Origin of the sequence: Mycobacterium paraense (genome assembly GCF_002101815.1) — a bacterium.
Taxonomy (GTDB): domain Bacteria; phylum Actinomycetota; class Actinomycetes; order Mycobacteriales; family Mycobacteriaceae; genus Mycobacterium; species Mycobacterium paraense.
In genome coordinates this window covers 64438-84363 of record NZ_LQPM01000006.1, presented here as the reverse complement: position 1 = coordinate 84363, position 19926 = coordinate 64438, and the positions used below count along the sequence as shown (strand labels likewise).

The following is a 19926-nucleotide window of genomic DNA, read 5'->3' as shown; positions in this document are numbered from 1 at the left end:
GTGTGGGTGATTGATCATCCGCCTGGTCGGTTCTCGTCGGAGTTCGCTGGGGATTTGATGTTAGCAATGAGCAATACCGTAAGAGATACGGGAGTTCAATCGATAATGGTCGTGACGAGCGGTGATCGCGATGGCTGAGTTGGACCCCGACGCGAAGGCGTTGCTCGAAGAGGCCCAGGCAGCGGAGGCCGCCGCGCAACAGGCGCTGGCCGCCGCGGCGAAGGCCCGCGCCGCCGCGGCACGGCTGCGACGAGAGGCCCTCGCCCAGTCCGAGCCCGCCCACGCGTACGGCGATGACGAGGATTACGAAGAGGACTACGACGAGGAGTACCAGGAATACGACGAGCCCGTCGCGGAGCAACCGGCCTGGCGACGCCGATTGCCGGCAATCGCCGCGGTGGCCACCGTCATCGCCATCTGCGCATTCGTCGCGGTGAGCGCATACATGGTGAGCCAACACCGCGATGCCACCGAAAACCAACAACGGGAAGCCGCATTCATCGCGGGGGCCAAGCAGGGCGTCCTCAACATGATCTCCCTCGACTTCAACAAGGCCAAAGAAGACATCCAGCGCGTGATCGACGGCTCCACCGGGCAATTCAAAGACGACTTCCAACAGCGGGCCAACGACTTCATCTCGGTGGTCACCCAATCGAAAGCGGTCACCGAGGGCACCGTGAACGCCGCCGCCCTCGAGTCCATCAACGGCAACACCGCGGTGGTGCTGGTCTCGGCGACCTCCCAGGTCACCAATTCCCCACCCGGAAAGGACGTGCCACCGTTGGCCTGGCGGCTGCGGGTGACGGTCGCCAAGGTCGGCGGGCAGTACAAGATGTCGAAAGTTGAGTACGTACCGTGACCGAAGACGTGCGCGACATGGATTCAACTGCACCAGAAGGCGATCCGGAACGCGAACCCGCGGCCGACGCCGCCGTGGAGACCGACGCCGACCCCGAAGCCGAAGAGGACGCAGCCGAGGACACCGCCGAACCCGACGGCGACGAGGAGGAGGACTCCCCCGAGCTGGGCGAGCCTCGGCGTCGCGGCCTGCCGCCCGGCCTGCGCAGGATCGTTGCCCCGGTTCTGATTGTGCTGCTGCTGATTTCCGGCGGCGTGGCGACCTGGCTGTACTTCAAGCAGTACCGGCCCGACCAACAGACCGATACCAGCGTCGCCCGAACCGTGGCCCGCGCCGGGTCCGACGGAACGGTGGCATTGCTGTCCTACTCCTACGAGTCGCTCGACAAGGACTTCGCCAACGCCAGGAAGCATCTCACCGGCGACTTCTTGTCCTACTATGACCAATTCAGTCAGCAGACCGTCGCCCCGATGGCCAAGCAGAAGTCGATGAAGACCACGGCCAAGGTGACGGGCGCCGCGGTGTCGGAGCTACATCCCGACTCGGCCGTGGTGCTGGTGTTCGTCGATCAGGTCACGTCGACCAAGGACAGCCCGCAGCCGTCGGTGGCGGTCAGCAGCGTGCTGGTGCGCATGAGCCGGGTCGGCGGCAACTGGTTCATCACCAAGTTCACCCCGATCTAGCCGCCTACATGGCGAAGACACGGCGCAGCGTCTGCGCGTGCAGCGCCCGGTTCTCCTGGGAGACCACCCAATCGGGAACCAACGAGTCGAAGCCGTTGAATGTGGCTGCGATGACATGCAATTCGGTGTGAACGTACGCGTGTAGCAGCCGGTTGGCGTACCCGATGGCCTCGTCGCGGCACGGGTCGATTTCGGAGCAGCTGATGAACGTGGGCGGCAGGCCCTCCAGGTTGGCCCGATGCGCGGGGACGTCTTGACCGCCGGCGGCCGCATGGCCCAGGTAGTGGCTCCACGCGCGGCTCACCGCGGGGCCGTTGAGGCCGGGCGTGCGCTGGAATTCGCGTCGCGACGGCGTGGTGTCGGAGTCGAGCATCGGCTGGTGCAGGATCTGCACCAGGATCGGCGGCCCTTCTTCGTCGAACATCCGCTGGGCCAGGCCCGCCACCAGTGCCGCGCCCGCGTCCCTGCCCATCACCGCGATGCGGCCGGGGTCGGCGTCGAACTCGCCGGGATTCGCGGCGACGTGGCGCAGCGCCGCCTCCACGTCGGCCAGGGCGGCCGGACAAGGGTTTTCGGGTGCGAGCCGGTAGTCGACCGACACCAGCAGGCAGCCGGCGGCGCGTGCCAGCTCCACGCACTGGGCGTGATCGGTGTCCAGGTTGCCCGTCACGAAGCCGCCACCGTGGGCGTAGACCACCAGCGGCGCCGGCGATCCCGTTGCGCCGCGGTAGAGGCGAAGGTCCAGCCGCTGCCCGCCAGGGCCGTCGATCGATCGCGATTCCACGGCGGCGCCGCCGGTGTCGACCGCCGCGGCCCGCTCGGCGGCGCGCAGGTTGGCCCGTTCGCGCTCGGCGGGCAGCGTCTCGGCGCGGAACTCCACGACGCCCAGCTCGGTCGCGGCCTCCCGCAACACCGGGTCGATTCGGTTGAGGCCTTGCGGCCGGGTCAGATTGGTCTGCGTCAGGTCCGCCAACGCGTCACCGTTCCCCGGGAAGCGCCTTGACGGTCGCCGGAAGGCCATAGAGGGCCGTCGCGTTGCCGCGCATGATCCGCTCCCGCTGGTCGGCGGGGAACCGGTTGATCGCATAGGTGGGCGAGTCGTAGCTCCAGTGCGGATAGTCCGTCGAGAACATCAGGTTGTCGCCGAGGTCCATCATCTCGAGGTACTCGCGGAACTGCACGGTGTCGGCGTCTTCCAGCGGCTGGGTGGTGAACCGAACGTGTTCGCGCACATAGTCCGACGGCCGCCGGCGCACGTGCGGCAGGTCGCCGCGGCGCGCTTCCCAGATCCGGTCCATTCGCGACATCACCGGCATCGCCCACGTGAAGCCGCCCTCGACGAAGACCACCCGCAGGTCGGGGTGGCGGTCGAACGCGCCGTCGAAAACCAGGCTCATCAGGTGCGAGACGTACAGCAGCGGCCAGGACGCAAAGAAGTCGTGCCAGTGCGCGGGGTTGCCGACCGGGTAGATCGGGATCAGCTCGAACGGTGTCTGGCCCATCAGGTGCGTGGCCACCGGGAATCCGTTGCGCGAGGCCGCCTCGTAGAGCGGGTCGAAATGCGGGTTCCCGAAAGGGATTCCGCGGGTCTGTGGCGTCATCAGCACCTGGGCCATGTACGGGTGCCCGGCCCACCGCTCCACCTCGCGCGCGGCCAGTTCGGGTGTTTGCGCGCTGATGCTGATCGAGCCGCGCCAGCGGCCGTGTCCGTTGTATTTGCCCAGCCACACGTCGGCGAGCCAGTCGTTGTAGGTCGACTTGAGCACGTGCTCGGCCTGGGGCAGCTGCGCATCGCACATCGGCTCCAGCGTCGCGATGCTCACGCCGGCGTCGAGCAGCAACTGTTTGGCGGCGAAATCCGGGTCGCTGCCGGCGACTCCGCCGCCAGGCGGCCACGCGTCCACGCGCAGCGACGACGTCTTGAACGAATCGGGGGTGTCGTAGAAATGTGGCACCGGGGCAACGGCGTTGCCCGTCGGCCAGATCTTGTCCACCCATTCGGCGGGCGCATAGGACTTGAGCACGTCGACCGAGACCGGCAACGGGTGCACGTCGGTGTCGACGATCGTCACCGCTATCTCGTCCTCGTGGCCGGTGGGCGAATCGACCCGTTCGATCGTCGTCATCACACACGCTCCTTCAGCCCGTAGAGTTCACTGGCGTTGCGCCACAACACCTTTTCGCGCTGGGCGGTATCCAGCCCGTCGGCGACTGTCGCCGGCGCCGAGGTGGACCAGTGGGGGTAGCTCGATCCGTACATGAGCAGGTCGGACTTGCCGGTGAAGTCCATCCACCGCTGCATCGCGTCCGCCTCCGTCGGGCCGTCGAAGGCCGAGGAGCAGAACCGGACGTGGCCGGGCAGGTATTCGCTGGGATACCGGTCGACCCACGGCGTCTGGTCGCGCATCGACAGCCAGAAGGTGTCCAGCCGCCACATCAGCGGGGTGAGGATGTCGTAGCCGCCGTCGGCGAACACGAATTTCAGGCTCGGGTGCCTACCGAACACGCCCTCGATGATGAGCGTGGCCAAATGCACGAAGTAGTTCAGCGGCATGAACGCCGCGTACCCCGGATAGGTGTGCGCGTGGCCGGCGAAGGTGGGCGGGTGGTCGACGCCGTTGCCGCCGTTGATGCGCACCGCAACCGGCAGCCCGTGCGCGGCCGCGGCCTCCCAGATGGGCTCGAACATCGGCTTGCCGTACGGCTCCCGCGACTGCAGGGGAACGCCGACCTGCACCAGCTTCGGATGGCCGGCGAGGCGCTCGATCTCCGCGACGGCGCCCTTGGGGTCCTCGGGGTTGACGCGGATGGTGCCGCGGAACCGGTCGCTGCGGTCGGGCTCCAGCCAACGGTCGAGCAGCCAGTCGTTGACCGCGGCGCAAATTCGGCTGTTGAGCAAGTAGTCGGCGATGTTGCCGCGGGTCAGCGGGTTCAGGATGGCGTAATTGACGCCCAGGTCATCGAAGAGGTGCCGGCTCACGGTCTCGGGATCCGAACCGGGGTAGTGCTCCCCGTAGAGGTCCTCCCGGTAGTCGCCGCCGGGCGCCTGATACCACTGCTGCTCGACGTCGGGGATCGAGCGCAGCTGGTGCGCGGCCGGCAGATAGCGCCGTATCTCCGCGTTGTGGCGGAAGTGAGGTTGCACGCAGGCGTCGATAATCATGCGTTCAGGTACACTTCCCCGTCGGCGACTTCGACCGGGTAGGTGCGGACGCGACGGGTCGGATCGGCCACGTTTTGGCCCGTGGTGACGTCGAATTCCCAATTGTGCCAAGGGCATCGCACGATCTGCCCGTCGCGGACCCGGCGCATCCCGTCGGGCGATTCCGGAGCCGGCTCGTTGGTGCCGCCGAGTAGGCCCAGGCACAGCGGGGCGCCCTCATGCGAGCAGTAATTGACGATCGCGTACAGCTCACCGCGCACGTTGTAGACGCCGACGCCGAACTTTCCGACGTCCACCAGTTTCATCCCGCCGGGCGGCAGTTCGTCCAGGGAGCACACGAATCGCCGGTCGGGCACCTGAGCATCACCGCCTCCCGCAGAGACCACAAGCCGTTGGGCTTCGTTGCTATTTATACTATGATAGCGACATTCCCTCGGCACCTATCCGCCTGTACCCGGCTGCACAGGAGGAGCGCGTATGACGCTCGGCACGGACCCGGACGGCCAGCCCGTCACCCTCGACCTCACCGGGGAGACCAGCCCGTATCCGTTCTTCGAATACATGCGGCGCACCGATCCGGTCTGGCACGGCTCCCTGGCGGACCACTCGCAGATGCCGGAGGAACTGCGGCCGAACGACGAATGGGTCCTGTTCGGCTACGACGGGCTGTTCCAGGCGTTCCGCGACGACCGCGTCTTCACCTCGGCCGCCTACGAGAAAACCATCGGGCTGGTGATGGGCCACACCATCCTGGCGATGGGCGGCAAAGAGCACCACGACCACCGCAGCCTGGTGGCCAAGGCGTTCCGGGCCACCGCCCTGGAGCGATGGGAACCGTCGGTCATCGGGCCGGTCTGCGATCAACTGATCGACGAAATCAAGAACGACGGCCACGCCGATTTGGTCAAGGCCCTCACCTTCGAGTTTCCGACCCGGATCATCTCCGTGCTGCTCGGCCTTCCCGCCGAGGATCTCGACATGTTCCGGCGGTTGTCCCTCGACCTCATCTCGATCCCGACGGACATCATGGCCGGGCTCAACGCCGCGGCCGAGCTGCACGACTACTTCCTCGACCAGGTGGAGCAGCGGCGCCGCAAGATCACCGACGACATCATCGGCGACCTGGTGGCCGCCGAGATCGACGGCGAGAAGCTCACCGACGAGGCGATCATCGCGTTCCTGCGCCTGCTGCTGCCGGCCGGCTTGGAGACCACCTACCGCTCCTCGGGCAATCTGCTGTACCTGCTGCTGACCCATCCCGAGCAGCTGGCGATGGTTCAGCGCGACCGCTCCCTGATCCCGGCCGCCATCGAGGAGGGCCTGCGCGTCGAAACGCCGCTGACGATGGTCATGCGGACCACCACCGAGGCCATCGAAATAGGCGGCAAGACAATACCGGCCGACGCGCAGGTCGACATGTGCATGGGCTCGGCCAACCGTGACGAAAGCCGCTGGCCCGACGCCGACAGGTTCGACATCCGGCGGCCGCGCCTCGCCCACATCGCGTTCGCCGCAGGCATTCACATGTGCCTCGGCATGCACCTGGCCCGGCTGGAGACGAGGGTCATGCTGAACAGCTTGTTCGACCGGGTCCGGCATTTGGCGTTCGTCCCCGACGACGGGACCGGCGAGGAGTCCAAGATCGTGGGCCTGACCTTCCGGTCGCCGAACAAGCTTCCCGTCACGTTCACCCCGGCCGCATGAGGAAGCCGCTTGAAAACTAAGGGAGCGATTCTGCACGACGTCGGCGGCCCGTGGTCGGTCGAGGACTTCGAGCTGGACCCGCCGCGCGCCGGCGAAGTCCTGGTCCAGCTGGCCGCCGCCGGGTTGTGCCACTCCGACGACCACATCCTCAAGGGCGACATGTCGGCGCCCAACGAGGTGATGCGCTCGCTCGGGCTGCCGACGATGTTCCCGATGATCGGCGGCCACGAGGGGTCCGGCGTCGTGCGCGAAGTCGGCCCTGGCGTCACCGATTTCGCCCCGGGCGACCACGTGGTGATGTCGTTCGTCGCGGTGTGCGGGCAGTGCCGCTGGTGTGCCAGCGGGATCGAGTACCTCTGCGACGTCGGCATCGGCACCATGGTCCCGGGGATGCCCACCGACGGCACCTTCCGCCACCACACCGCCGACGGCCGCAATCTCGGCCACATCGCCAAGGTCGGCGCCTTCGCCGAACACACTGTGGTGTCGACGAATTCGCTCGTGAAGATCGATCCACACCTGCCGTTGGTGCCGAGCGCCCTGCTGTCGTGCGCCATTCCGACCGGCTACGGATCCGTCGCGAACCGCTCCAACATGCGCGCCGGCGACACCGTCGTCGTGATCGGCGTCGGCGGAATCGGCACCGGCGCGATCCAGGGCGCCCGGATCAACGGCGCGGCACACATCATCGCCGTCGATCCCGTTGAGTTCAAACAGAAATCGGCGCTCCAGTTCGGCGCGACGCACAGCGCCGCGACGGCCGCCGAGGCGCTGGATCTGGTGCGGGACCTGACCTACGGGGTGATGGCGGACGCCGTGGTGGTCTCGCCGTCGTTGATCACCGCCGACGACGTCCGCGACGCGGTGAAGCTGACCCGCAAGGGCGGGACCTGTGTCCTCACCGGCATGACATCGCAGCTGACCCGGTCGGTCAACATCGACCTGCAGGACTTCATCCTGATGAACAAGACGCTGGCGGGCACCATATTCGGCTCGTGCAACCCGAATGCGGACATCGCCCGGCTGGCCCGGCTCTATCAGACCGGACAGCTGCAACTCGACGAGATGATCACCAAGCGCTATCGCCTCGACGACGTCAACGACGCCTACGACGATCTGCTCAACGGCACGATCGTCAGGGGCGTGATCGACTTCGGGATCTAGGCCTCTTTGGCCTTCTCCCGCTCGTCTCGGATCTGGCGGAGTCGCTTCAGGCGCATCAGCTTCTCCAGTTGGCCGTAGGCGTCGATCGGACTGTGCAGGGCCAGGCCGCCGTCGGCGTGCACCACCTGACCGGTCACCCAGGGTAGTTCCAGGACACCGACGATGGCGCCGGCCACGTCGCTGGCCTCACCCAGGCGTCCGAGCGCGGTCCGCCTGGCCAGGCCGTCCGCCCAGCCCAGCCACGCGTCGGGGTTGGGCAGCATCGGGGTGCGCGTCACTCCGGGCCCGACGGCGTTGACCCGGATGCCGTAGGTGCCCCATTCCACGGCCGCGACCTTGACCAACATGTCGACGCCGGCTTTGGACACGCAATATGCGCCCATGTCGCGATCGACCACCGTCCCGCTGATGCTGGAGACGGCGACGATCGACCCCGGCAACTCGGCGTCGACCATGGCCTGCCCGGCGGCGCGGAGGGTCAGCCAGGTGCCGGTGAGGTTCACCGACAGCACCCGCTCCCAATCGGCGGGCGCTTGCTTGAGCAACAGACCCGACGGGCCCGACGACCCGATGCCGGCCGACGTCACGACCCGGGTCGGCACGCCGTGCTCGCGCACCGTCTGTTCCATGGCCGCCGACACCGCGTCGGGATCGCTGACATCGCAATCGATGTCGGCGCCCGACAGGTCCCACGTGACGACCCGGTGGCCCGCGTCGCGCAACAGGCCGGCGACCTCCAGCCCGATGCCGGACGCGCCGCCGGTCACCAGGGCAGTCGAGGCCGTCATCGCGCGGGACTGGTCAGGTCGAAATCGCTCATGAGCTGCATGTTAGTACCCGCTTGCGGGTCACCGGCCCGGTGGCCGCACCCGCGTGCCGTCAGGCCCCGACCCGGCTCAGCCGGCCCACCTGCTCGGCCAGGTCCGACAGGGCCCGCGCCGTCGCCAGCCCCGGGCCCGCGTCGCGCGCCAGAGCGTCGGCCGGATGGTGATAGGCGATGCCGATCCCGGCCAAATGCGCGCTACCCCAGTGCAACTCGGCCTTCGCGTGCGTTCTTCCGCCGTGCTCGTCGATCGCGATGGTGAGGTCCATGTACGAATCATGCTGCGCGACAGGGCCAATGTCGCGCTCACGCACCGGCGTGGCGCGTTGTGGTGACTTTGGTCCCATTGGTCATGGCCAATGGACACTCCGCGCGGTCAACCGATTGTCGCCACGGTGCGATCCCACAGCTCTCGCGCCAGCGCGGGATCGTAGGCCGCCCGGTTGGCCCTGGCGATCTTGCCCTTCGAGTAGTACTCGCCGGAGGTCCAGTCGACGCCTGGCGTGCCGGACGCCAGCCAGACCAGCTGGTCGGCCGCCTCGTCGGTGGTGGCGGTGAACCGGGCCACCAGCGGCACGCGGTACTTCATGAAGACGAGGAACCGCGATCCCGACGCCTCGCCGAAGTTGGAGTTGACGTAGCCGGGGTGAAACGTCGCGGCCGATAACCCCGCGGGGTGGTAGCGCCGATGTAATTCCCTGGTGAACAAGACGATTGCGAGTTTGGTCACGGCGTAGGCGGAGCTGGGCCGGCGCCCCGTCGTGTCCTGCAGGTCGGAGATTTTCGGGCGTGGGAGCAACTTGTGCGAGGAGCTGGTGGTGTTGATGACGGTGGCGCGGGATTCGACGAGCAGGTCCATCAGCCGCGTCGTGAGCAGGAACGGCGCCAGGTAGTTGACCTGCAAGGTGATCTCGTGGCCGTCCACGGTTTGGTGGGTCTTGGTGAACAGGCCACCGGCGTTATTGGCCAGGACGTCGATGCGCGGGTATCGGGAGCGGATCTCGTCAGCCAGGGCACGCACCGCGGACAGGTCGGCGAAGTCCGCCACGAAATGGTCGGCGCCCAATTCCGCGGCCACCGCGGCGGTCTTGCTGTGCGACCGGCCGATCACGACAATGTTCGCGCCGCCCCGGCTCAGCCGGCGGGCCGCCGCGGCGCCGATGCCGTCGCTGGCGCCGGTGATGACGATCGTCTTGCGCTCCACAGCCTCGAGGCTAGGGAATCAGGTCAGCGAATAGCGCACTGGCAGGTGCTTGAGCCCTCCGACGAAGGTAGTGGCGATGAGTTCGGGGGCGCCGGTCAGCTCGATGGATTTGAGCCTCGGCAGCAACTCGGAAAAGAAGCTGTTGACCTCCATGCGGGCCAGCGCCGCCCCCATGCAGAAGTGCACGCCGTAGCCGAAGGCCAGGTGCTTGTTCGGGTCACGCCCGACGTCGAAGCGGAACGGGTCGTCGAAAACCTCCTCGTCCCGGTTGGCCGACACGTACGACAGCAACACGGAATCGCCCGCGGCGATCGGTATTCCGCGCACGGTGGTGTCCTTGGCGGCGGTGCGCATGAACTCCTTGACCGGGGTGACCCAGCGGATCATTTCGTCGGTGGCCAGCGGCATCAGGTCGAGGTTGTCGCGCAGGCGCTCCAGCTGGTCCGGGTTCTCGATCAGCGCCTGCATGCCCCCGGAGATGGTCGCGCTGGTCGTGTCGTGGCCCGCGGTGGCCACGATGAGGTAGTACGAGACGGTTTCGATGTCCGACAGCGGCTCGCCGTCGATGCGGGCGTTGGCGATCGCCGACGCCAGGTCCTCGGTCGGATGCTCGCGGCGCGCGGCGGTCACCCCGTTGAAGTATTGGAACATGTCGAACAGCGCGGGCAACTGGTCCTCGTTGGTGGTGCCGCGTTTGAATTCCGCGTCCTCGCTGCCGAACAGCTCCTGGGTCAGCTTGAGCATCCGCGGGAAGTCGGCCTCGGGCAGCCCGAGCAGCGACATGATCACGTAAAGCGGGTAATTGACGGCGACCTGCTGCACGAAGTCGCATTCGGGGCCCACCGCCATCATCTTGTCGACGTAGATCTTGGCGAGCTCGTCGACGCGAACCTTCAACGCCCGCATCGCCTTCGGGCGGAACCAGTCGGAGCCGATCGCGCGCACCACCCGGTGCTGCGGGTCGTCCAGGTGGATCAGGGTGCGAACCCCGGCGGCGACCGCTTGCTCGTCGCCCTCCACGGTGGTCAGCACCGGCCGGGGCCAGTTGGTGAACAGCATGTTTTCGCGTTCGATGTCCATGATGTCGGCGTGCTTGGTGATCGCCCAGAACGGCTTGTAGTTCGGCACGTCGACCCACGACACCGGCGCGTGGGCGCGCAGGTGAGTCAGCGCCGCGTGCAGCCGCCGCTCGTCGGTGTACGCCAGCGGATCCGTCAACAGCTTGGCGGCCTCGTCCATCGTCGGCGTGCTCACTCGCGAAACTCCTTCACTACGGCGGTGATACAGGATTGGGAAGCGGTCAAAAAGATGGGCAGGACGCGGTCGACGGCGCCCTCGCAGCGACTCTTCAACCCCGCCGCGATCGTGTCGACAGGACCGACGACGGCGAAAGCCGCCAGCATCTCGTCGTCGATGAGCGAGCCCATGGTGTCCCACTCCCCCGCCAGGGAGAGCCGGTGCAGTTCGGTGTGCAGATCGCCCCAGCCATGCAGCTCGAGGACCTTGCGGTAGGCCGGTGTCGAGCCGTAGAACGCGATCTGCTTGCGCACGGCGGCGCTGGCGAGCGCCAGTTCGTCGTCGTTCTCGCCGGTCGCGACCAGCACCTCGCACGACACCTCGAAGACGCCGCGATCCCGCCCGGAGCGCTGCATCCCGCGCAGCAGGGCGGGCAGCGTCACCTCCTCGAGGTAGCGCTTCGAGACCATCGGGTGGCCGAGGTGGCCGTCGGCGACCTCGCCGCACATCTCGGTCATCATTTCGCCGACGGCGGCCAGGAACACCTTCGGCGCGGAATACGGCTGCGGCTCGGGCGTGAACATCGGCGTCATGATCTTGTGCGTGTAGAAGTCGCCCTCGAAACGCAGCTTCGCGCCGTCGCGCCACGCCGACCAGATCGCGTGCAGCGCGGCGACGAATTCGCGCATCCGCGGCGCCGGATGGCTCCACGGCATGCTGAACCGCTTCTCGATGTGGGGCTGGATCTGCGTGCCCAGTCCGAGGATGAACCGGCCCTGCGAATAGGCCTGCAGGTCCCAGCCGATGTTGGCGACGATCATCGGATTGCGGGCGAACGCGACGGCGATGTTGGTGCCCACCTCGAGTCGGGACGTGTGCTCGGCGGCCAGCAGCACCGGCAGAAACGGGTCGTGGTTGGTTTCGGCGGTCCAGCCGCCGTCATACCCGTCCTGTTCCAGGGCGCCGGCCACCCGCGGCACCCGGGCGAGTTGATTGGGGATGCCCCCGTCGAGCTTGAGGCGGGGGGCGCTACCCATGCGGGCAACTTTACAGTAAGCAATCCAGTATGTGACCCCACTCGGCTAGTCACGACCGATCCGCATGAGGTAGGACTTTAGGCATGAAGAAAGTTCGGGCATGACCAAAGCCCAGGACTGGGAGGAATCGCTCGACGATCTCGAGCGCCGCCGTGAGCATGCGCGGGCGATGGGCGGCCCGGAGCGCCTCGACAAGCACCGCAAGAAGGGCAAGCTGGACGCCCGCGCGCGGATCGAGCGACTCCTCGACCCGGGCACCTTCCGCGAGTTCGGCACGCTGGTCGGCGGCGACGTCGCGGCCGACGCACTGATCGTCGGCTCGGGTTTGATCAACGGATCACCGGTGATGCTGGGCGCCGAGGACTTCACCACCATGGCCGGCAGCATCGGTCCCGGCGGCAACTCCAAGCGGTACCGGATCGCCGAACTGGCGCTGCGCGACAAGATCCCGCTGGTGATGATGCTCGAGGGCGCCGGCTTTCGGCCTACCGGAGGGCATTACGGGCGCAGCCCGACCGATCTGCTCGCCCAGACGCAGTGCTCGGGCAAGGTCCCGACGGTTGCGGCCGTGCTGGGCCCCTCCGCCGGGCACGGCGCGCTGGTGGCCCCGGTCTGCGACTTCCGGATCATGAGCGCCCAGGGCGCGATCTTCACCGCCGGACCGCCCGTCGTCAAAGAGTCGACGGGAGAAGACATTTCGAAGGAGGACCTCGGCGGGCCGAACGTCGCCATCCCCAGCGGCGTCATCCACAACGCCGCCGACGACGACGAGGCCGTGCTCGACGAGGTCCGGCGCTACCTGTCGTATTTTCCGCCGAGCGCGTGGTCGTACCCGCCCTCCCTGCCACCCGGCGAGGCGACCGCACCGCGAGCGACGCCGGAGCTGCTCGACATCGTCTCGCGCGACAACCGCCGGGTCTACGACATGCGCGCGGTGCTCGACGTGGTCTTCGACAGCCCCGACTGGTTCGAGGTGCAACCCCAGTTCGGCAAGGCGGTAATCTGCGCGCTGGCCCATCTGGGCGGTCACCCGGTCGCGGTGGTGGCCAACCAGCCGAAGGTGCTGGCCGGCTCCATCGACGCCGACGCCGCCGACAAGGCGGCGCACTTCATCACGGTGGCCGACTCGTTCCACCTGCCGATCGTGTTCCTCGCCGACAACCCCGGCATGCTCCCGGGCAGCCGGTCGGAACGCAGCGGCGTGCTGCGCGCCGGCGCGCGGATGTTCGCGGCCCAGACGGCGGCCACCACGCTCAAGTTGCACGTGACGCTGCGCAAGGCCTACGGGTTCGGCTCGATGGTGATGTCGCTGCTGAGTTTCGACCACCAGGTCGCGACCTTCGCCTACCCGGGCGCGACGATGGGCGCGATGAGCGCCGCGGCGCTGAGCCGCGCGTCGCACGCCGGCGAGGACCTCTCCGCGAAGCTGCGCAACGCCGAGTTGCAGGCCTCGTATCGGTCGGCCGAGCACATGGGTTTCGACGAGCTCATCGATCCCCGCGAGACGCGCGACGCGCTGCTGGCCTCGTTGCAGCGCGGCCTGTCCAGCCGGCAGGCGGCCGCGGAACCGGTGGCGCGCACCGTCATCATGCCCTGAGGGGGCTCAGGCGCCCGCCCGGTACGCCGCCACCACGGGCTCGAGTTCGTCGGGCGTCGCGCCGTGCATGATCACCGCGTCGGCGCCGTAGTCGAACTCCTTGCGGATGCGCGCGACGCACTGGTCGGCCGACCCCGTGGCAGAGGGCTCCAGCCATTCGTCGGGAAGCAGGGTCGCGATGTGCTCGATCTGCTCCGGTGTGGCCTTGTGATCGATCCCGCCGGCGATCGAGGTCACCACGGTGTCTTCCCGAAAGCGTTGCAGCACGGCGGGATCCCAGTCGTTGGTCCGCACCAGCAGGTCGCCGTAGCCCTGCAGGTAGGTGGCCAGGCGGGCGACGGTCTTCTTCAGCCGCAGCGGTTCGGGAAGGTGATCGCCGACGGTGGCGAAGCACGACCACACCCGCACGCGGTCGGGGTCGCGGCCGGCCTGTTCCGCGGCCGACTTCACCGTCGCCACGCACCGCTGCAACGTCTCGGGGGTGAAGTAGGTGTGCAGGATGACGTCGTCGAAGACCCGGCCGCCGAGCGCGAGCGTGTTGGGCCCGAAGGCCACCAGCGCAAGCCGGATGTCCTCGTTGAAGTCGGGGTCCAGAAACAGGATGGGGTACTTGCCCATCGGGCCGTCGTGGTTGAAGATCAGCTCGCCGTGCCACAGCCGGCGCATGACCTGGGCCCAGTCCTCCATCTGCGCGGTCGTCACCGCCGGGATGCCGAACGCCCCGTAGATGGCCGCGATGCCGCGCCCGATGCCGAGCGTGAACCGCCCGCCGGACAGCCGGTGCATGGTGGTCGCCCACGACCCGGTGATCAGCGGGTGCCGGGTGTTGTGATTGGTTGCGGCGGTGGCGATTTGCATCCGGTTGGTCACCGCGCACGCCGCCCCGACGAGCGACGACGCTTCCTTGACGTTCCAGCGCTCGGAGATGAACGCGGTGCCGAGGCCCAGCTCCTCACCACGGCGGGCCTCGTCCATCAATGTTGCCGGGCCCTCGCCGCCGGCGCCGGCCAGCAGGTAGTAGCCCAGCTCGTCAAGCGTGCGCTCGGTCAATTCCAAACCCCTTGCTTGTAGCCGCAATTCCAAACCTCGGTGATCTTGCCGGCGACCACGCGGAACACCTCGATGCTCGCGACGTTGGTTTCGGTGCCGTCCTTGGTGGTCATCGTCGAGTCGTAGACGATCGCGACGTGCTCGCCGTCGTCGCCGCCGACCACGATGTTCAGGTCGAAGCGCAAGCTGTCCATCAGTTGCCACACGTCGGCGATCCGTTGTACCGCCTGCGCGTGCGTCAGCGTGTGCGCCTCGCCGACCTCATGCCGAATCACGGTGTCCGCGAACAACTCCCCGGCCAACCCGAGGTCGCGCTCGTTCCAGGCGACCAGGTTGTAGAGCTCGACCACCTCGCGCGCCGTCCGCGTGGTCACCCGGCCACCTCCGCCAGGAAGCGTTCGGTCACCTTGAGCACCCGCCGGGAGAAGATGTGACCGACGTGGCTGCCGTCGTACCAATACAGCTGCCCGCCCCAACGTTCCTGTAACGCTTCGGCGGGATCGCGCATCGCCATGCGGTCGTGCCACGCCCCGACGATGAGCCGGCGATCCGGCGGCGGCGCGGGATCGACGCGCAGCGGATCGATCACCGAGGTCAGCTTCGCGACCTCCGGGGACCCGAGCAGTTCGCGGAACTCCGCCCGCGATTGCCCGAAGCGGCCCAGGTGCCGCGCGATCATCGCGTTGAGTCCCAGGATCGGGGTGTACAGCGCCACCGCGTCGACCTGGCGCTCGAGGTGGGACACCAGCGCGGCCACCGAGGTGCCCATCGAAATCCCCGCCACCACAACGGCGATGGCCTGCGGCTCAACCCAGCGCACCACCGCGCGGACCTCCGAAACCGCGCGCATCATGCCCGCCACGTTGCCCAGCGGATCCACGTCCGGGTAGGCCGGCCATTCGCCGCGCCGGCAACCGTGGCCGGGCTGCACCGGCAGGGCGACGTTGAATCCCAGGCCGTGATGGATCCGGCCGATCCGGGACAGCAACAGGTCCTCGGTGCCGCCCTGACCGGCGCCGTGGACCCAGACCAGCCACGGCCGCGGGCCGCCGCGGTGTCGGCACAGGTGCACCACCGCCCGCGCCGGGCCGCCCAGCCCGTCAGCCTCCAGGGTGGCCGGCAGCCTCGGGTCGTGGTCGAATTTCATCCGCTCGTAGGCGAGGCCGGCGATCCGGCGCCGCCGCACCGAGGTGGGGCGCAACGGTTCCGGTGCGGCGTGTGCCCCGTCGATGCCCAGCGCAGACAACTCGTCGGCCGCCGCGGTGCATGCCTCCAGCGCCCGCACCGCAGGGGGGCTTCCGTTCAGCAGCGAAAAGCCGGTCAGCACAAGCTCGTCCAGCAGGACCTCACCGAATTGGCGCGCCCCGCGCGGCGACGCCGGGGCCCAGCCGGTCGATTCGTTGAGGCCGGCCACCGTGCGCGGCAGCAGCATGCCCAGCTCGCGGGTGATGTCGAGCGCGCGGCGCAGCATCTACGCCAGCTTGAAGCCGGTGTAACCGCCGGCCGCGATGCCGTCGCAGCGGCGGCGGTATTCGGGGATTCCGCCGGTATAGCCCATATACATCCGTTTCTTGCCGGGCACGTTGCCACCGTTGTACCAGGAGTTGCACGACGGGTGCACCAGCACCGTCGGCGCGACAAGCGCGGTGGCGTGGTCGATCCACTCCTGCTGAGCGGTGCTCAGCGCCTCGATCGTGCGGATGCCGTTGGCGCGCAGGTGGGCGATGCAGTCGCCGATCCACTCCACATGCTGCTCGAGTGCGGCGACGAAGTTGGTTGCGGCGCTTGGGCTGCCGGGGCCCTGGATGGTGAACAGGTTCGGGAAGCCGGCGACCGCCAGCCCGAGATAGGACAGCGGCCCCTCGCCGGCCCAGAATTCGCCGAGCGACACGCCGCCGCGGCCCCGGATGTCGATGCGGCTGAGCGCGCCGGTCATCGCGTCGAACCCGGTGGCGTAGACGATCACGTCGAGGTCGTACGACTCGCGCTCGGTGCGGATGCCGGTCGGTGTCACCTCGCGGATCGGCGCCGCGCGGAGATCGACGAGGGCGACGTTGTCCCGGTTGAACGTCTCGTAGTAGCCCTGGTCGATGATCGGTCGCTTGCAGGCGAACGGGTGGTCGGGAACCAGGGCGGCAGCGGTGCGCGGATCCTTGACGATCCGGGCCACCGCCTCCCCGTACAGCTTGGCGGCCATCCGGTTGGCCTCGATGTCGAAGAAGACGTCGCCCCAGCTCAGCGCCCCCATTACCCCGCCCTCCTCGATGGCGCGCAGTTGCTCCTCGCGGGTCGCCGACTTCAGCGGCGGCCTGGCCAGCATCTCGAACAGCACCGAGAAGGCGCTCAGCCGCGCCGCGCCAATCGGGTGCGCCCGTTGCGCCGCCCGGATCTCGTCGTAGCGAGCCTTCATCTCGTCCAGCTCGCCGGGCTCGAATTGCCGCACCACCCAGGGCAGCGTGTACGCCGGCGAGCGCTGAAACACCGTCAGCTGCAACGCCTCCCGCGCCACGACGGGGATGAGCTGGACGCCGGTCGAGCCGGTGCCGATCACACCGACCCGCTTGCCGGTGAGATCGCCGCCCTCCCGGGGCCAGCGGCTGGTGAGCAGCGACCTCCCGGTGAATGTGTCCATTCCGGGGATGTCGGGTTCCAGCGGCGCCGAGAGGATGCCGGTCGCGGCGATCACGAACGGGGCCCTGAACGACCCGCCCGCCTTCGTGACGACCTCCCACTCGCCGGCATCCTCGTCGAAGGTCATCGCGACGACCTCGGTGTGGAACTCGATGTCGCGACGAAGATCGAGCCGGTCGGCGACGAAGTTCAGGTAGGCCTCGATTTCGGGCTGGGCCGGCATGGATTCCGTCCACACCCATTCCCGCTGGATCTCGTCGGAGAAGCTGTAGGAGTACTCGATGCTTTCGATGTCGCATCGCGCGCCCGGGTATCGGTTGAACAGCCAGGTGCCTCCGACGTTTTCGGCCCTCTCGAGCACGCGGGCCCGGACGCCGAGCTGGCGCAGCCGATGCAGCATGTAGAGGCCGGAGAAGCCGGCTCCGATCACCAGGGCATCGAAGCGCGCGTCCTCTCCACCCATAGAGCAGCTCCTTGCCCCGAACCGGCCGAACTGCTGAAATCTATACTGTAACGGCCTTAGTATCAATGAGTGCGGGAGGCGGCGGCGTGAAAGTGCCCTTTACCTGGAAGGTAACCGGGTGGTTCATGGTCGGGTGGTCGCCCGAATTCCCCATCGGCGAGCCGCGGCCGCTTCACTATTTCGGCGAGGACCTGGTGGCCTACCGCGACGAGCGGGGCGAGCTGCACGTGCTGGAGGCGCACTGCAAACACCTCGGCGCGCACATCGGTCACGGCGGCAAGGTGGTGGGCGACTGCGTCGAGTGCCCGTTCCACGGCTGGCGTTGGGGCCCCGACGGCACCAACCGGTACATCCCCTACCAACCCGAGCGCCCCAACCGCGCGCTGCGGCTGCGGGTGTACCCGGTGCGCGAGCAGTACGACTGCGTGTTCATCTGGCATCAGCCGGACGGCAAGGAGCCGCAGTGGGAGATGCCGGACATCTTTCACAAGTTTCCGCAATTCGAGACGGATCCGGCGGCGTACTACCGCGCATATCCGGAGTTCTCCCGGCGCGCGGAACGCGAACCGGTGCACCCGCAGATCGTGGCGGAGAACGCCCCCGACAGCGCGCATTTCGAGTACGTGCACCACGCCACGGTGACGCCGCGGGTGTTGGACTGGAAGATCGTCGAGCACGAATGGCAGTTCGTCGCGGGGTGGCCGGACGCGCGCAGCGACGACCCCGAGGATCTGGCGTTGCGCTTCCACAGCCACCTGTTCGGGCTCGGCGGGGCGATCAGCGTCTTCGAGGGCGCGCAGAATCACCGGCTGATCTTCACCTGCACGCCGGTCGACGACGAGTGTTCGGACCTGTTCTATTCGATCTGGTGGCCCCGCATCCCGGGCGACACCGCCGACGTGCCGCAGGGCAAGCTGCGCGAGGTCATCGAAAAGCAGTTCCTGTCCACCGTCTTCGACGACCTGCGGATCTGGCGCTACCAGAAGTACGTCGAGCATCCGGCCCTGTCCAAGGTGGACGCGAAAGGCTATATGGCGCTACGCAAGTGGGCGACCCAGTTCTACGAAGTGCCGGCATGACGGCGCTCGAACACCTCGCGGCGCCCGGGCACACCGCGATCGTCACCCAGGAGTGCCAGGGCGCGGTGATGGGGCCGAACGCCGGCCTGGGCGTGCTGGCCGCCGAGGCGCGCCGCGTGGCACTGCCGAACATCGTGCGGCTGGTGCCCGCCGCGCGCGCGGCCGGGGTGCGGGTGGTGCACTGCCTGGTGCAGCGGCGCCCCGATGGGCTCGGCTCCAACCACAACGCCAAGATCTTCGCCATCGGAGGAGCCGGCGTCGACATCACCCCGGGCACGCCCGGGGCGGCGCTCCTGCCCGAATTGGGCCCCGAGCCAACCGATTTGGTGCTGAGCCGCTGGCACGGCGTCGGGCCGATGGGGGGCACCGACCTGGACGCGGTGCTGCGCAACCTCGGAGTCTCCACCATCGTCGTGGTGGGCGTCTCGCTGAACATCGCGATCCCCAATGTCGTCATGGACGCCGTCAACGCCGCCTACCGCGTGATCGTGCCCAAGGACGCCGTCGCCGGCGTGCCCGCCGAGTACGGGGAGGCGATCATCGCCAACACGCTGTCGTTGCTCGCGACCATCACCACCACCGACGACCTGCTGCGGGCATGGGAGCGCCCATGACCGAGACGGCGCCCGGGGTGCGCGGCGGCTTCCCCGAGATCAAGCCGGCCGAACACGCGCCCGCCGAGCTGGGCCGATTCGTCGCCGCGATGCGCCGGCTGCAGGATCTCGCCGTTTCCACCGACAGCCCGAACTGGGACGCCGCGGCCGAGCACGTCGAACGGGCGTGCGCGCTGCTGGACGGGCATCAGGCGCCGCAGGGCGTGGCGCCGGGCGGCCGGGTCGTCGAGCTGCCCGGGCTGGGACACCCGTTGCTGCCCCCCTGGCTGGTCACCGACTCCGGGCCGGACGGCGTCACCATGGACGGGCACTTCTCCCGTGCCCACGTGGGCGGGAACAACGCCGTGCACGGCGGCATGATCCCCCTGTTCTACGACTGGCTGTTCGGGATGGTCGTCTCGACCGCCGGTTGTCCCCCGACCCGCACCGCCTTCCTGCACGTCGACTACCGCAACATCACCCCGATCGACGAGCCGCTGACCGCCCGCGGCCGGATCACCGGCGTCGACGGCCGGAAATTCTTCGTTGCCGCTAGCATGACCGCTGCCGACGGCACACTGCTCAGCGAAGCCAACGGCCTGATGGTCCGCCTGCTACCCCACCAGCCGTGAGAGGCACG

21 protein-coding genes are annotated in these 19926 nt (G+C 68.1%); 8 read left to right on the top strand and 13 right to left on the bottom strand.

Features of this window, described 5'->3' with window-relative positions:
* Positions 1-130: 130 nt before the first annotated feature.
* Both AWB89_RS03835 and AWB89_RS03830 read left to right on the top strand, forming a co-directional pair.
* Complete coding sequence (locus AWB89_RS03835) at positions 131-859, top strand: hypothetical protein (protein WP_085171993.1); 729 nt, start codon at positions 131-133, stop codon at positions 857-859.
* Complete coding sequence (locus tag AWB89_RS03830; protein WP_241520421.1) at positions 856-1542, top strand: hypothetical protein; 687 nt, start codon at positions 856-858, stop codon at positions 1540-1542. Before AWB89_RS03835 ends, AWB89_RS03830 begins: the two co-directional genes overlap by 4 nt.
* 4 nt (positions 1543-1546) lie before the next feature.
* On the opposite strand, the gene AWB89_RS03825 is transcribed toward AWB89_RS03830, so the two are convergent.
* The 4 genes from AWB89_RS03825 to AWB89_RS03810 are packed head-to-tail and all read right to left on the bottom strand — an operon-like array spanning position 1547 to position 5061.
* Entirely contained in the window at positions 1547-2506 is a 960-nt protein-coding gene (locus AWB89_RS03825; protein WP_085171989.1) for an alpha/beta hydrolase, read from the bottom strand.
* Positions 2507-2519: 13 nt separating this feature from the next.
* Positions 2520-3668 (bottom strand): amidohydrolase family protein, encoded by a 1149-nt coding sequence (locus tag AWB89_RS03820; protein WP_085171692.1) that lies wholly within the window; start codon positions 3666-3668, stop codon positions 2520-2522.
* Positions 3668-4705 (bottom strand): amidohydrolase family protein, encoded by a 1038-nt coding sequence (locus AWB89_RS03815; RefSeq protein WP_085171690.1) that lies wholly within the window; start codon positions 4703-4705, stop codon positions 3668-3670. The genes AWB89_RS03820 and AWB89_RS03815 overlap by 1 nt, the downstream gene beginning before the upstream one ends.
* On the bottom strand, positions 4702-5061 hold the full coding sequence (locus AWB89_RS03810; protein ID WP_085094195.1) for a Rieske (2Fe-2S) protein: 360 nt from the start codon (positions 5059-5061) through the stop codon (positions 4702-4704). The genes AWB89_RS03815 and AWB89_RS03810 overlap by 4 nt, the downstream gene beginning before the upstream one ends.
* A 121-nt stretch (positions 5062-5182) precedes the next feature.
* On the opposite strand from AWB89_RS03810, the gene AWB89_RS03805 reads away from it, so the two are divergent.
* Positions 5183-6409 carry a cytochrome P450 gene (locus tag AWB89_RS03805; RefSeq protein WP_085094193.1) on the top strand — a complete coding sequence of 409 codons (1227 nt, stop codon included), beginning with the start codon at positions 5183-5185 and terminating at the stop codon, positions 6407-6409.
* Positions 6410-6418: 9 nt separating this feature from the next.
* Positions 6419-7573, top strand: coding sequence for a Zn-dependent alcohol dehydrogenase (locus tag AWB89_RS03800; RefSeq protein WP_085171688.1), 1155 nt, complete (start codon positions 6419-6421; stop codon positions 7571-7573).
* On the opposite strand, the gene AWB89_RS03795 is transcribed toward AWB89_RS03800, so the two are convergent.
* From AWB89_RS03795 to AWB89_RS03775, 5 genes are all read right to left on the bottom strand, one after another.
* Positions 7570-8361: an SDR family NAD(P)-dependent oxidoreductase gene (locus tag AWB89_RS03795; RefSeq protein WP_085094189.1), complete on the bottom strand. Its 792-nt coding sequence runs from the start codon at positions 8359-8361 to the stop codon at positions 7570-7572. The genes AWB89_RS03800 and AWB89_RS03795 overlap by 4 nt on opposite strands.
* A gap of 91 nt (positions 8362-8452) precedes the next feature.
* Positions 8453-8665 (bottom strand): dsRBD fold-containing protein, encoded by a 213-nt coding sequence (locus AWB89_RS03790; RefSeq protein ID WP_158089801.1) that lies wholly within the window; start codon positions 8663-8665, stop codon positions 8453-8455.
* Between the two features lie 107 nt (positions 8666-8772).
* Positions 8773-9600, bottom strand: a complete 828-nt coding sequence (locus AWB89_RS03785; protein WP_085094187.1) for an SDR family NAD(P)-dependent oxidoreductase — start codon at positions 9598-9600, stop codon at positions 8773-8775.
* Positions 9601-9618: 18 nt separating this feature from the next.
* Positions 9619-10839: a cytochrome P450 gene (locus AWB89_RS03780; protein ID WP_085094532.1), complete on the bottom strand. Its 1221-nt coding sequence runs from the start codon at positions 10837-10839 to the stop codon at positions 9619-9621.
* Positions 10840-10850: 11 nt separating this feature from the next.
* Positions 10851-11873: an LLM class F420-dependent oxidoreductase gene (locus tag AWB89_RS03775; protein ID WP_085094185.1), complete on the bottom strand. Its 1023-nt coding sequence runs from the start codon at positions 11871-11873 to the stop codon at positions 10851-10853.
* A gap of 100 nt (positions 11874-11973) precedes the next feature.
* On the opposite strand from AWB89_RS03775, the gene AWB89_RS03770 reads away from it, so the two are divergent.
* Entirely contained in the window at positions 11974-13470 is a 1497-nt protein-coding gene (locus AWB89_RS03770; protein ID WP_085171684.1) for an acyl-CoA carboxylase subunit beta, read from the top strand.
* Positions 13471-13476: 6 nt separating this feature from the next.
* On the opposite strand, the gene AWB89_RS03765 is transcribed toward AWB89_RS03770, so the two are convergent.
* Genes AWB89_RS03765 through AWB89_RS03750 form a run of 4 tightly spaced genes read right to left on the bottom strand, consistent with a single transcriptional unit; the run spans position 13477 to position 17614 of the window.
* The gene (locus AWB89_RS03765; RefSeq protein WP_085171682.1) at positions 13477-14520 is read right to left on the bottom strand and encodes a TIGR03857 family LLM class F420-dependent oxidoreductase; all 1044 of its coding nucleotides are present in this window, start codon (positions 14518-14520) and stop codon (positions 13477-13479) included.
* Positions 14517-14894 (bottom strand): nuclear transport factor 2 family protein, encoded by a 378-nt coding sequence (locus AWB89_RS03760; RefSeq protein WP_085171680.1) that lies wholly within the window; start codon positions 14892-14894, stop codon positions 14517-14519. The genes AWB89_RS03765 and AWB89_RS03760 overlap by 4 nt, the downstream gene beginning before the upstream one ends.
* A complete protein-coding gene (locus AWB89_RS03755; RefSeq protein WP_085171678.1) occupies positions 14891-15991 on the bottom strand; it encodes an alpha/beta hydrolase family protein in 1101 nt (366 codons plus the stop codon). Before AWB89_RS03755 ends, AWB89_RS03760 begins: the two co-directional genes overlap by 4 nt.
* Entirely contained in the window at positions 15992-17614 is a 1623-nt protein-coding gene (locus AWB89_RS03750) for a flavin-containing monooxygenase (RefSeq protein ID WP_085171676.1), read from the bottom strand.
* An 86-nt stretch (positions 17615-17700) separates the two neighbouring features.
* Between AWB89_RS03750 and AWB89_RS03745 the strand changes: the two genes are divergently transcribed.
* From AWB89_RS03745 to AWB89_RS03735, 3 genes are read left to right on the top strand one after another with little or no spacing between them, the layout of a single operon-like run.
* Positions 17701-18693 (top strand): Rieske 2Fe-2S domain-containing protein, encoded by a 993-nt coding sequence (locus AWB89_RS03745; RefSeq protein WP_085171674.1) that lies wholly within the window; start codon positions 17701-17703, stop codon positions 18691-18693.
* Positions 18690-19307, top strand: a complete 618-nt coding sequence (locus AWB89_RS03740) for a cysteine hydrolase family protein (protein WP_085171672.1) — start codon at positions 18690-18692, stop codon at positions 19305-19307. Before AWB89_RS03745 ends, AWB89_RS03740 begins: the two co-directional genes overlap by 4 nt.
* On the top strand, positions 19304-19918 hold the full coding sequence (locus tag AWB89_RS03735; RefSeq protein WP_085171669.1) for a PaaI family thioesterase: 615 nt from the start codon (positions 19304-19306) through the stop codon (positions 19916-19918). Before AWB89_RS03740 ends, AWB89_RS03735 begins: the two co-directional genes overlap by 4 nt.
* The last annotated feature ends 8 nt before the right edge of the window (positions 19919-19926 follow it).

Coding starts and splice junctions, on each gene's coding strand:
- AWB89_RS03835 (WP_085171993.1), top strand. CDS start 131: ATGGCTGAGTTGGACCCCGACGCGAAGGCGTTGCTCGAAGAGGCCCAG.
- AWB89_RS03820 (WP_085171692.1), bottom strand. CDS start 3,668: ATGACGACGATCGAACGGGTCGATTCGCCCACCGGCCACGAGGACGAG.
- AWB89_RS03815 (WP_085171690.1), bottom strand. CDS start 4,705: ATGATTATCGACGCCTGCGTGCAACCTCACTTCCGCCACAACGCGGAG.
- AWB89_RS03805 (WP_085094193.1), top strand. CDS start 5,183: ATGACGCTCGGCACGGACCCGGACGGCCAGCCCGTCACCCTCGACCTC.
- AWB89_RS03795 (WP_085094189.1), bottom strand. CDS start 8,361: ATGACGGCCTCGACTGCCCTGGTGACCGGCGGCGCGTCCGGCATCGGG.
- AWB89_RS03790 (WP_158089801.1), bottom strand. CDS start 8,665: ATGGACCTCACCATCGCGATCGACGAGCACGGCGGAAGAACGCACGCG.
- AWB89_RS03780 (WP_085094532.1), bottom strand. CDS start 10,839: ATGGACGAGGCCGCCAAGCTGTTGACGGATCCGCTGGCGTACACCGAC.
- AWB89_RS03775 (WP_085094185.1), bottom strand. CDS start 11,873: ATGGGTAGCGCCCCCCGCCTCAAGCTCGACGGGGGCATCCCCAATCAA.
- AWB89_RS03770 (WP_085171684.1), top strand. CDS start 11,974: ATGACCAAAGCCCAGGACTGGGAGGAATCGCTCGACGATCTCGAGCGC.
- AWB89_RS03755 (WP_085171678.1), bottom strand. CDS start 15,991: ATGCTGCGCCGCGCGCTCGACATCACCCGCGAGCTGGGCATGCTGCTG.
- AWB89_RS03750 (WP_085171676.1), bottom strand. CDS start 17,614: ATGGGTGGAGAGGACGCGCGCTTCGATGCCCTGGTGATCGGAGCCGGC.
- AWB89_RS03740 (WP_085171672.1), top strand. CDS start 18,690: ATGACGGCGCTCGAACACCTCGCGGCGCCCGGGCACACCGCGATCGTC.
- AWB89_RS03735 (WP_085171669.1), top strand. CDS start 19,304: ATGACCGAGACGGCGCCCGGGGTGCGCGGCGGCTTCCCCGAGATCAAG.